This window comes from Enterobacter sp. ZOR0014, from assembly GCF_000798855.1.
Classification (GTDB): Bacteria; Pseudomonadota; Gammaproteobacteria; order Enterobacterales; family Enterobacteriaceae; genus Enterobacter; species Enterobacter kobei.
This window is the reverse complement of record NZ_JTLF01000379.1, coordinates 1-11,775: the sequence shown is the minus strand read 5'-3', so window position 1 is coordinate 11,775 and position 11,775 is coordinate 1. Positions and strand designations below refer to the sequence as shown.

11 protein-coding genes are annotated in these 11,775 nt (G+C 54.0%); 7 read left to right on the top strand and 4 right to left on the bottom strand.

Going from position 1 to position 11,775, the window contains the following annotated elements; all coding sequences use genetic code 11:
- Window positions 1-127: 127 nt before the first annotated feature.
- Entirely contained in the window at window positions 128-1,687 is a 1,560-nt protein-coding gene (cueO, locus tag L977_RS21510) for a multicopper oxidase CueO (RefSeq protein WP_047626894.1), read from the bottom strand.
- A gap of 145 nt (window positions 1,688-1,832) precedes the next feature.
- On the opposite strand from cueO, the gene L977_RS21505 reads away from it, so the two are divergent.
- The 3 genes from L977_RS21505 (at window position 1,833) to speD (ending at window position 3,960) form a co-directional block, all read left to right on the top strand.
- Complete coding sequence (locus L977_RS21505) at window positions 1,833-2,180, top strand: YacC family pilotin-like protein (protein WP_014882582.1); 348 nt, start codon at window positions 1,833-1,835, stop codon at window positions 2,178-2,180.
- Window positions 2,181-2,295: 115 nt separating this feature from the next.
- Window positions 2,296-3,165 carry a polyamine aminopropyltransferase gene (gene speE, locus L977_RS21500; RefSeq protein WP_014882581.1) on the top strand — a complete coding sequence of 290 codons (870 nt, stop codon included), beginning with the start codon at window positions 2,296-2,298 and terminating at the stop codon, window positions 3,163-3,165.
- Window positions 3,166-3,960: an adenosylmethionine decarboxylase gene (gene speD, locus L977_RS21495; protein WP_014882580.1), complete on the top strand. Its 795-nt coding sequence runs from the start codon at window positions 3,166-3,168 to the stop codon at window positions 3,958-3,960.
- Between the two features lie 66 nt (window positions 3,961-4,026).
- Here speD and L977_RS21490 read toward each other — a convergent pair whose 3' ends face one another.
- Window positions 4,027-4,647, bottom strand: a complete 621-nt coding sequence (locus L977_RS21490) for a LuxR C-terminal-related transcriptional regulator (protein ID WP_014882579.1) — start codon at window positions 4,645-4,647, stop codon at window positions 4,027-4,029.
- A 312-nt stretch (window positions 4,648-4,959) separates the two neighbouring features.
- On the opposite strand from L977_RS21490, the gene L977_RS21485 reads away from it, so the two are divergent.
- The 4 genes from L977_RS21485 (at window position 4,960) to L977_RS21470 (ending at window position 7,862) form a co-directional block, all read left to right on the top strand.
- Window positions 4,960-5,631 carry a DUF2589 domain-containing protein gene (locus L977_RS21485; protein WP_023332101.1) on the top strand — a complete coding sequence of 224 codons (672 nt, stop codon included), beginning with the start codon at window positions 4,960-4,962 and terminating at the stop codon, window positions 5,629-5,631.
- Between the two features lie 79 nt (window positions 5,632-5,710).
- A complete protein-coding gene (locus L977_RS21480; protein ID WP_023339019.1) occupies window positions 5,711-6,430 on the top strand; it encodes a DUF2589 domain-containing protein in 720 nt (239 codons plus the stop codon).
- The gene (locus L977_RS21475) at window positions 6,423-6,872 is read left to right on the top strand and encodes a lysozyme (protein WP_047626893.1); all 450 of its coding nucleotides are present in this window, start codon (window positions 6,423-6,425) and stop codon (window positions 6,870-6,872) included. Before L977_RS21480 ends, L977_RS21475 begins: the two co-directional genes overlap by 8 nt.
- Before the next feature lie 18 nt (window positions 6,873-6,890).
- Complete coding sequence (locus L977_RS21470; RefSeq protein ID WP_023332098.1) at window positions 6,891-7,862, top strand: hypothetical protein; 972 nt, start codon at window positions 6,891-6,893, stop codon at window positions 7,860-7,862.
- A 47-nt stretch (window positions 7,863-7,909) separates the two neighbouring features.
- Here the strand turns inward: L977_RS21470 and yacL are convergent, their stop codons facing one another.
- Together yacL and acnB are read right to left on the bottom strand one after the other, a co-directional pair.
- Window positions 7,910-8,272 carry a protein YacL gene (gene yacL, locus L977_RS21465; RefSeq protein WP_014882574.1) on the bottom strand — a complete coding sequence of 121 codons (363 nt, stop codon included), beginning with the start codon at window positions 8,270-8,272 and terminating at the stop codon, window positions 7,910-7,912.
- A 190-nt stretch (window positions 8,273-8,462) separates the two neighbouring features.
- Window positions 8,463-11,060 carry a bifunctional aconitate hydratase 2/2-methylisocitrate dehydratase gene (gene acnB / locus L977_RS21460; protein WP_052192666.1) on the bottom strand — a complete coding sequence of 866 codons (2,598 nt, stop codon included), beginning with the start codon at window positions 11,058-11,060 and terminating at the stop codon, window positions 8,463-8,465.
- Between the last annotated feature and the right edge of the window lie 715 nt (window positions 11,061-11,775).

Genomic DNA, 11,775 nt, shown 5'->3' with positions numbered 1-11,775 from the left:
CTACCATGTCCCCGAACAAGTGTTCACTATGTCCCCGGACTGTACATGGGAGAGGGTCAGGGTGAGGGCATCAGGCCGCACCAACGAAAAGTAGGCCGGGTAAGGCGAAGCCGCCACCCGGCTTTTTTTATACGGTAAAACCGAGCATCATCCCCGTATCTTCATGCTCCAGCAGATGGCAATGCGCCATGTAGGCAAACTCCTTCGGTGCGTCGTAGTCAAACTTCACCAGCACCTCGCTCACGCCGCCCTCCACTCTCACGGTGTCCTTCCAGCCTGCGCGATGCGCATCCGGCGCGTTGCCGTTCTCAGAAAGAATGCGGAACTGCGTGCCGTGGATGTGGAACGGGTGCAGCATCATGTCGCCTTCGCCTGAAATCACCCAGCGCTCAAACTGCCCTTTTGTAGCGGCAAACATCGGCGTGTTCATATCAAACGCTTTACCGTTGATCTTATTGGCGTTGTGGAAATCAAAGCCATGGCCGCCATGATCCATGCCGCCCATTTTGCCGTGGTCCATATTCATATGGCCCATCATCTGACCGTGATGCATTCCCGCCATTGCCTGATTGCCATACTTCTTCATCAGCGCCTGCATGCCCATCATGTCGAGCATCGGGTCCATGGAGAGCTGAAGCTTGCGTTGCGTGAGCCCTTCAAGCGACGGGAGTGCAGGCAGCGTGGTTAACGTATCCGGCAGCGTGCCCGACGCGGTAACCAGTAACGGCTGAATGCGTAACACTGGATGCGGCTTATCAAATGGCGCAACCGCCATCCCCATCTGGCTGACCGGGAGGGTCACCAGGTCAAACGCCTTGCCGTCGCTGATATCCACCAGCACCTCAAAGCGCTCCCCCATGAGCATCGGCAGCGCATCCACTTTAACTGGCTCGGGCAGAAGCCCCCCGTCGCTGGCGACCACGTACAAAGGGCGTTTATCACTGGTCGCAAAATTAAGGGAACGCGCATTACAGCCGTTAAGCAGACGTAAACGCAGCCAGCCTTTTGGCGCGGCGTGCTGAGGGTAAATCGCACCGTTGGTCAGCAGCGTATCCCCGAACCAGCCGACCGCCGCGCTCATGACGTCCAGCTGGTAGTCAATCTGCCCGTCTGCGGTGAATTTTTTGTCCTGCACAATCACCGGCACATCATCGATGCCCCACTGTTTCGGCAGACGCAGCAGGCGGCTTTCATCGTCTTCAATCAGCACCAGCCCGGCCAGCCCCATCGCCACCTGATGGCCGGTTTTGCCATGCTGATGCGGATGGAACCAGCAGGTCGCCGCACGCTGCTCGGGCGTAAAAGTCACGCTACGTTTACCACCGGCCTTGATAATGCCCTGTGGTCCACCGTCGACTTCACCCGGCACTTCCAGCCCGTGCCAGTGGAGCGTCGTCTCTTCTGCGAGCGTGTTGTGGATATCCACCGTCACCGCTTTCCCTTTACGTAGCTGAAGCGCCGGACCGAGCAAATTGCCGTTATAGCCCCACGTCGTGGCGTTGTGCCCGCCAAAGGATGTTTGACCGGACTGAACAACGAGCTGGATACGGCTACGGGCGTCAGCGGTCAGTAAATCAGGGATGGGTAAGGCAGGTCTTTCAGCCGCGAAAACGGAGCGGCTCCAGAGTGGTAGTGCGCTGGCAGCCCCCAGCGCAACGGAATATTTTAAAAAATCACGACGTTGCATGTTCATTTCCTTATTTCCAGCAGGCGATCTTTTGAGCATAAACCCTCCCCTTACCGGAAGGTCAAGTCGGGCGGCAATAATAAAGATCGTCGCACTGGCATCAAGTATGCTAACGTTAATTTTCCGTGAAGAAGTGGTAGAAGCAATGAAGACGTTTTTCAGGACAATTTTGTTCGGTAGCCTGATGGCAATGTGTGCGAACAGCTATGCGCTCAGTGAAAATGAAGCGGAAGATATGGCCGACCTGACGGCGGTTTTTGTATTCCTGAAAAATGATTGTGGCTACCAGAATTTACCCAACGGGCAAATTCGCCGTGCGCTGGTCTTTTTCGCCCAGCAGAACCAATGGGATCTCAGCAACTACGACAGCTTTGACATGAAGGCGCTCGGTGAAGACAGTTACCGTGACTTGAGCGGTATTGGCATTCCCACGGCTAAAAAATGCAAAGCGCTGGCTCGCGATTCACTCAGCCTGCTCGCCTACGTGAAATAATCTTCCCGACGCCCCCTGTTCACCCTATAACCGTGCAACCATGGTTATAGTTAGCTATCATGTTTCGCTCATTTTTTATGAGTGTTACGGATGTTAACAAAGGAGGAGTCCGCGTATGGCCGACCACACGTTGTGGCATGAAACACTGCATGACCAGTTTGGTCAGTATTTTGCCGTTGATAACGTGCTCTATCATGAGAAAACCGATCACCAGGATCTCATCATCTTTGAGAATGCCGCTTTTGGCCGCGTCATGGCACTGGATGGCGTAGTACAAACGACCGAGCGTGACGAGTTTATCTATCACGAGATGATGACCCACGTTCCGCTGCTGGCGCACGGGCACGCGAAACACGTTCTGATTATCGGCGGTGGCGACGGCGCAATGCTGCGTGAAGTGTCCCGTCATCAATCGATTGAAACCATTACGATGGTCGAGATCGACGCGGGTGTGGTCTCTTTCTGCCGTCAGTACCTGCCCAACCACAATGCCGGTAGCTATGACGATCCGCGGTTTAACCTGGTGATTGACGACGGCGTTAACTTCGTTAACCAGACCTCGCAGACCTTTGACGTCATTATCTCCGACTGCACCGACCCTATCGGCCCGGGTGCATCGCTGTTTACCTCCTCGTTCTACGAAGGCTGTAAGCGCTGCCTGAACCCTGGCGGGATCTTTGTCGCACAAAACGGCGTCTGCTTCCTGCAGCAGGATGAAGCGCTCGACAGCCATCGCAAGCTCAGCACCTATTTTTCTGACGTCAGCTTCTATCAGGCGGCCATTCCTACCTATTACGGCGGGATCATGACCTTTGCCTGGGCGACGGATAACGACGTGCTGCGCCACCTCTCGACTGAAATTATTCAGGCCCGCTTCCATCAGGCTGGTCTCACGTGCCGCTACTACAATCCGGCAATTCATACCGCCGCGTTTGCGCTGCCGCAGTACCTGCAAGACGCATTATCCACTAAGGGGGTGAGCTAATTGAAAAAGCTTAAACTGCATGGCTTTAACAACCTGACCAAAAGCCTGAGTTTTTGTATTTACGATATCTGCTATGCCAAAACAGCGGAAGAACGCGATGGTTACATCGCCTATATCGACGAACTCTACAACGCCAACCGTCTGACCGAGATCCTGACAGAAACCTGTTCAATCATTGGCGCCAACATCCTGAACATCGCGCGTCAGGATTACGAACCCCAGGGTGCCAGCGTGACCATTCTGGTCAGCGAAGAGCCGGTCGACCCTAAGCTTATCGACAAAACGGAGCATCCGGGCCCGCTGCCGGAAGTGGTCGTCGCGCACCTCGATAAAAGCCATATCTGCGTGCACACCTATCCGGAGAGCCACCCGGAAGGTGGGCTGTGTACTTTCCGGGCTGACATAGAAGTGTCGACCTGTGGCGTGATTTCCCCGCTGAACGCGCTGAACTATTTAATCCACCAGCTGGAATCGGACATCGTGACCATTGATTATCGCGTGCGCGGCTTTACCCGCGATATCAACGGGATGAAGCACTTCATCGACCATGAGATCAACTCCATCCAGAACTTTATGTCTGACGACATGAAGTCGCTGTATGACATGATGGATGTGAACGTGTACCAGGAAAACATCTTCCATACCAAGATGTTACTTAAGGAGTTTGACCTTAAGCACTACATGTTCCACACCCGACCAGAAGATTTGAGCGAAGACGAGCGCAAGGCCATTACCGACCTGCTCTGGAAAGAGATGCGGGAAATCTACTACGGCCGCAATATTCCTGCCGTGTAACACGCATGCAAACGGATAAAGAAGGAAAAGCGATGATTTTTCCTTCTTTATTATTTTGTTTGTTTCTTAAACCGGCGTTTGTGCCAGTATCATCGCCGCTTCCGTACGATTTCTGACACCCAGTTGACGAAACAAGGCATGGAGATGATTCTTAACCGTTCCTTCCGCAATCCCCAGCACACGACAAATTTGTTTATTACTGTGTCCCTGCACAACAAGATGCAGGATCTCGCGCTGCCGGGGTGAGAGTGTGCGCAAAGGGGGCGGGGAATTATGCATTCGTATTAATTTATGCTCACGCAGGCAACTATCCGGTAAATATATTCTCCCTTGCCGCACCCATTCGATCGCCTGCAATAACTCTTCCGACTCCATTTTCTTTGTCAAAATCCCGGCAGCGCCATTCTCCAAAAAATAAATCGGGTTTACATTATCCAGCCGTGAAAAGTTCATCAACACGAAAACATGATCCGCCTGTGATGTTAACTGCGTTAATAATGCTATTTTTTTCTCAATCTCGTAATCAGCATCCAGAATAATAATATCAGCCCGGTTTTTTATTAAACCTTTCCAGACCTCATCTTCGCTATGTGCTGCTGTGATATGTAGTGCGGGCGCAAGTTCAGCCCAACGGCATCGGATGCCATGAATGAACAGCGGCAATTCATCATAAATAAGTATATTCATTGTCGTCCCACTTAAATAATCGTTATCTTGTTAGCGGCACTTAAAAACCTCATACAGACCTCAACGCGAGAGCTGCTGTGCGATGAAAAGCAATAACACCAGATGAAATTTTCAATTGCAGGAGTAATGCCGGTTTAATTTATTAAGCACAGCCCGTCACATTTCGCCATGTAACTTTCGATACAGACCACCCCATACAGACGGAATGATTTCTGAAAACATTACTTTACGCTCATAGATGCTTTATTCATCGATATCCATGATTAAGGGGCAGACATATTCTGCAACCACCAAAATATCGAGGAATGAATTATGCCAGATGCAAATGTTGATGCCGGATTTATAGGTTCAGTTATTAGTTCATTGCCGCTAGACAGTATGATTTCTGCGCCACTACAGGCAATGATTAAAGCCCAAACCCAGGCAGCAAAAAGTTATACCGATTTCTTATTAAGTGTCTGTATTAAGGACGGCAAGGCCGTTTCGGTACAGTTTGATTATGAGGAAACGCTCGTCGATGAGAAAGGCGTGACGACCGGTACGCAGACCAAAGTCATGCGTATTCCTCTGCTCGCGGCAGTCGTGCATCCCATCATCTGTATCGAAGAAGGGACTATCGACTTCGAGCTTGAGATCCACCAGAGCGCAGCCAGCAACGAAAGCAGCAGCCAGGAAGGCTCCCTGGAGGGCAAAATCGGCTGGGGTCCATTCTCCGTCAGCGTGAAGGGGAGTGTTAGCCATAAGTCAGAACAGACCCGCTCGACCGATACCCGAGCCAAATACTCCATCCACACCTCTGTAAAACGTCAGCCGATGCCGGAGGCGCTCAGCCGCGTGGTCGATTATCTGACAAATGCTGCCACCAAACCGGCACAACGCGCAGAAGATCAGCCTGCCACACTGCCTGCCACCAACAGTTCAGGTCTGATTACCCCAGCACCGGCCCCTGCCCCGGTCGCGCCGCCTCAAGGGGGTAACGGTTAACCCACACCACACATTCAAACGCATTTAATACCCCTGGCAGGTGCCCGGCTAACGGACACCTGCCTGAAGGAGAAAAAGCATGCCTGATTCACGTCGATTCTGGTTCAGCCGTAAATCGCCCGACGCTGTAACGCCTGAAACCAGTCCCGAAACCCCGGCGGATAAACCGACAACGCTGTCATCAGAAGATCCACCGGACATAACGCCGTCCCATGCTCCCTCCGGCGAAAACGGCAACACCGGAGGCAATGACGGGGGAAATAACGGCGGTGCCGGTGGAGGCGATAACGGTACGCCGCCGCCTCCTGCCGGCAACAAGGGCAACCACGCTATGGGCTTAGATACCCTGGTACAAGGGCTCCAGCACGCGGCTTTCAGTGCCAACCAGTATATGACCCATCAGTACATCGCCGTGCTCTCCCAGTTGTTTGAGCAGGCTCCGGACGGTAGCTACAAACCCGACTACGCCGAGCTTCAGCTGGATGATGAGCATCGTTTGAACGTGCCGCTGGTAACGCTTGCACCACCGCGCAATCTCTCGATGGAGAGAATGAAGATGCGCCTGACCGTTCGCGGTGATGCAACCGAATCCATAAGCACGCTAACAGGACAGGGAGAGCGTGGCCACTTCCTCGTCACCATGGCGCCCCAGCCCCATGAAGGTAAAACGGACACCCAAAACATTGATATTGAAATTGATTTTGTCGCTCAGGAGCCGCCAGAAGCGGTGCTGCGCCTGCTTGATGAATTCATCCACCGTATGACTCCCGTCCCCGTAAAGGAGAAAAACCATGAGTGATGCTTTGAAAACAACGGGCAATGGCGGCATTGCCCTTATCAAACAGTATGAAGGCCTGCGTTTAACCACCTACAAAGATGCCGTCGGCATTCCAACCATCGGTTATGGCCATGTCGAAAACCCGATCCCACCAGGCGGCACGCGAACCATCACCGCTGAAGCCGCGGAGCAGATCCTTCGTGAGGACTTGCAGCGTTTTGAGCATGACGTCAACAACATGCTGACGGTGGAAGTCACCCAGAACCAGTTCGATGCCCTGGTGAGCTTCGCCTTTAACCTGGGGCCAGCCAATCTGAAGAGTTCAACCCTGTTACGCAAAGTGAACAGCGGAGACTTCAACGGCGCAGCTGAAGAATTTCCGAAATGGAACCATGCCGGTGGCCAGGTTCTGGCGGGCCTGACAGCACGTCGGAACGCTGAAAAAACCCTGTTTTTATCCTGATCAATCACGAGGTGTAACATGACAATTCGAATTCTTTCCTGGTGTGCTGACTCCTTTACGCACGAGGCAGACGACCTGCGAGGGGCGGATGAAGATCTGCTGGCACACGCCAAAGAGCGGATGGCGTTCCGTCTGAGTCAGGTCAGTGCTCAGCTCAAAACGGTACTGGAAACCGACTCCGGCAGCTGGGACCATACCTTTGTCACGCTTCCAGAATTCTTCTGGAATACCCGCTGGAGTAATGTGCACAGTGAAGATGACATCATGAAGCTCGGTGATTTCTACATGAGCAATGTCAGCGACTACGTTAACAGACTGATTGATGCCTTCCCTGCCCGTTCCGGGGATCCCTCCTCTGCCATCACCTTTCTGGCGGGAACCTGTGCCATCCTGTATCGAGACGATGACGAGAGTGAGAAGACGCCCTGCCACGACGCCGTTTTTCACGCCGTGAACTGGCTGCTGTGCGGGCAAAATACCCGTAGCGATAAATCCCTGACGATGTGGCCGAAACGCTACGTTTCCACGATTGATTTCTTTCCTCAGACGGACGGCCACGCGATCCCGGGGCATATTTCTGCCCAATTGCCGGATGGTCAGATCATTCATATCGGCGACAGCAGCGAAGTGTCGGCAGAATCATTGCATGGGATCGTTGTCACCGATTACTTCACCAATACTTATGCGGGCGATAAGCCGTTCAGCATTGATATCTGTCTGGATTACTTCACGCAGGGGAATGTTCGCCCGGCGGGCTGGGAGCAACGGATAGCGGAGCTGCAGAGCAAAAACAGCGACATTGATTTTCTGATCGCCTGCGGAATGCCGGTCAGCGATCCGCCGCAAAACCCGGGTGGGGTGAAATTCCTTGTACGTAACGACGGTATGCCAGTCGCGTCTCAATGCCAGGCGTGGTCGTTCAGCGCCGGGAGGGCAACGCCCGTTGCAGCGACCAACCCTACCGCTAATTTTGTGAGATTTTTACTGTAGCGTAAAACCCGCAGATTCCCTCCGGTACTCTCCGGAGGGAATTTCCGTTACTTCTGTTTCATAAACGCCCGGTACGCAGCTACCACCTGCAAAAAGTCCTCGACGCCGCACAGCGACAGGCTCTCTTCATCGTAGTAGCTCATCCCCTCTTCCATCTCATCACCCGAAAACTCCAGCTGGTTGGCGCGCACCATCACCTCTTCGCCATCCATCCACAGCGTGTATTCATGTCCGGCACGTTGCCAGGAGCGTTCACTGCCTTTTACCGTCTTCGCCGCCTGTTCAACTTCATCCAGCAGCGCGAGATCCTCTTTCACCTCTTCGTTAAACCAGTGGCCAACGGCTTCGTGCCCCATCGACATACGCACTTTCACCACTCCGGTGATGTCGCGCAGAAATTCGTAATCCATAGTATTTTCCTCTGCAAAGCCATTAGGGTAATTATCGCAGCAGAGAGGAAGAAAAAAAGCGGGAGAGGCGGGAGGAATGAAAATAAAAAGTGAGAGCAAGACCCAGCGGCCTGATGCCCTCACCCTGCCCCTCTCCCACGGGAGAGGGTGCAAACACTAAAAACCGTCTCAACAGAGACGGTTTTGCCGTTTATACCGCGGTCTGGAAGATAACCCCGTCAGCCTTCTCGTTGTACTGAGAGAGCTGGTCGAAGTTCAGATAGCGATAGGTGTCCACCGCCGTCTTATCTACCTGAGCCACAAAGGTCTGGTACTCTTCCGGCGTTGGCAGCTTGCCAATCAGCGCCGCAACCGCAGCCAGTTCCGCAGAAGCCAGGTAAACATTCGCACCGGTACCTAAACGGTTCGGGAAGTTACGGGTAGAGGTGGAGACCACCGTCGCACCGTCCGCCACGCGCGCCTGGTTACCCATACACAGGGAACAACCTGGGATTTCGATACGCGCACCACTCTTACCAAACACGCTGTAGTAACCTTCTTCCGTCAGCTGTGCGGCATCCATACGGGTTGGCGGTGCCACCCACAGGCGGGTCGGCAGCTGGCCTTTATGGGTATCCAGCAGCTTACCGGCAGCACGGAAGTGACCGATGTTGGTCATGCAGGAGCCGATGAACACTTCGTCGATCTTATCGCCCTGCACATCAGAGAGCAGACGCGCATCGTCAGGATCGTTCGGCGCACACAGGATTGGCTCTTTGATATCCGCCAGATCGATGTCGATCACTGCCGCATACTCTGCGTCAGCGTCCGCTTCCAGCAGCTGCGGATCCGCCAGCCATTTCTCCATGCCCTGGATACGACGCTCCAGCGTACGACGGTCGCCGTAGCCTTCTGCAATCATCCACTTCAGCAGCACGATGTTGGAGGTCAGATACTCAATAATCGGCTCTTTGTTCAGCTTGATGGTACAGCCCGCCGCAGAACGCTCAGCGGAGGCATCGGTCAGCTCGAACGCCTGCTCCACTTTCAGATCCGGCAGACCTTCGATTTCCAGAATGCGGCCAGAGAAGATGTTTTTCTTCCCTTTCTTCTCAACGGTCAGCAGGCCCTGTTTAATCGCATACAGCGGGATCGCGTGAACCAGGTCGCGCAGGGTGATACCCGGCTGCATTTTACCTTTGAAGCGCACCAGCACTGATTCCGGCATATCCAGCGGCATCACGCCGGTCGCAGCCGCAAATGCCACCAGACCGGAGCCCGCCGGGAAGGAGATACCGATAGGGAAACGGGTGTGGGAGTCACCACCGGTACCCACGGTATCCGGCAGCAGCATGCGGTTCAGCCAGGAGTGGATAACACCGTCACCCGGACGCAGGGAGACACCGCCACGGTTCATAATGAAGTCTGGCAGCGTGTGGTGCGTGGTCACGTCAACCGGCTTCGGATACGCCGCTGTGTGACAGAAGGACTGCATCACCAGATCAGAAGAGAAGCCCAGGCACGCCAGGTCTTTCAGTTCGTCACGGGTCATTGGGCCGGTGGTGTCCTGAGACCCCACGGAAGTCATCTTCGGCTCGCAGTATGCGCCAGGGCGAATACCCGCAACGCCGCATGCGCGACCCACCATTTTCTGCGCCAGCGAATAACCGCGGTTGCTTTCCGCAACATCTTTCGCGTGACGGAACACGTCTGAGTGCGGCAGGCCCAGCGCTTCACGCGCTTTGGTGGTCAGGCCACGACCGATGATCAGCGGGATACGGCCACCAGCACGCACTTCGTCGATCAGCACGTCGGTTTTCAGCTCGAAGCTTGCCAGCAGTTCGTTAGTGTCGTGGTTACGCACTTCGCCTTTATACGGGTAGACGTCAATCACGTCGCCCATGTTCAGGTTACTGACATCCACTTCAATTGGCAGCGCACCTGCATCTTCCATGGTGTTAAAGAAGATAGGGGCAATTTTGCCGCCAAGGCACAAGCCGCCGCCGCGCTTGTTAGGCACGTGCGGAATGTCGTCACCCATGAACCACAGCACGGAGTTGGTCGCGGACTTACGGGAAGAACCGGTACCCACAACATCACCCACATAGGCCAGCGGGAAACCTTTCTCCTGAAGCGCTTCGATCTGTTTGATCGGGCCGACGCTACCCGGCTGATCCGGCTCAATGCCTTCACGGGCATTCTTCAGCATCGCCAGGGCGTGCAGAGGGATATCAGGACGAGACCACGCATCCGGCGCCGGAGAGAGGTCATCGGTGTTGGTTTCACCGGTCACTTTGAAGACGGTCACGGTAATTTTTTCAGCCAGGGCCGGACGGTTGAGGAACCATTCGGCGTCCGCCCAGGACTGCATCACCTGCTTCGCATAGACATTGCCCGCTTTGGCTTTTTCTTCGACATCGTAGAAGTTATCGAACATCAGCAGCGTTGAAGAGAGCGCTTTCGCGGCAATCGGTGCCAGCGTGTCGTTATCCAGCGCGTCAATCAGCGGATGAATGTTGTAACCACCCTGCATAGTGCCGAGCAGTTCAATGGCTTTTTCAGGAGTAACCAGTGGGGAGGTGGCTTCGCCTTTGGCGATAGCAGCAAGGAATCCGGCTTTTACGTAGGCAGCTTCATCTACGCCAGGCGGTACGCGGTTGATCAGCAGATCTAACAGGAATTCTTCTTCGCCCTTAGGCGGGTTCTTCAGCAGCTCGACGAGCGCGGCCATTTGGGTTGCATCTAACGGTTTGGGTACAATTCCCTCGGCGGCACGTTCTGCTACGTGCTTACGGTATTCTTCTAGCACGACGGTTCTCCTCGCTCTCATTGTCATATGCGGCGGGCGTTCTCTTCACGCTCCTGTGAGACAGCAGTTTGTAGGGTAAATGCCCGATACCGCGTCGGGCAGCATAGCAGGATTTCTGCACAGTGTTAATCTGTTTACAAAAAAGCAACATTAAAATATTTGCTGAATCGTTAAGCATGGTGTAGCGGGGAAACGAGACGAATTCGGGGTACAAAAAAACCGCCTCACAGCGGTTAATTTGTTGCCTTGCGGTGGTAGCACACCGGGTTGGCAGATTTGCGGCAATCCCAACGCGATGAATTTTGCATCACGCCACGCTGGCTTGCAAGCCATTATGTCGATTTTGCGTAGCGCCTTCCTGCTTCGAATAAAAATCCTTTCAACTTCATTTTTCGTCTTCTGAAAGACCGCTGAGTCGATTACTCTTCTCCCCGGCCTGCTTCGCTGGCGTAGCAACCAGTCACCGGGCCCGGGAGCAGTTCCGTAACCTACGCGGCAATCCCAACTTGCCTGGTTCTGCCTTTCCCGGTGAAGAATGAACCCGCGTAGCCTGTACAGGAACGCATGCAATGGAGATGCGAATCACTGCGCTGATCGTTGCGATCGGTTTACTGCTTACCGCACTACACGGTGGCTGGAACATATCCGACATCACGGTGCTGTTCGTCGTCAACCTCGGCAACTAGCTGCTGGCCGCTCGCAAGAGCGGCCTTCT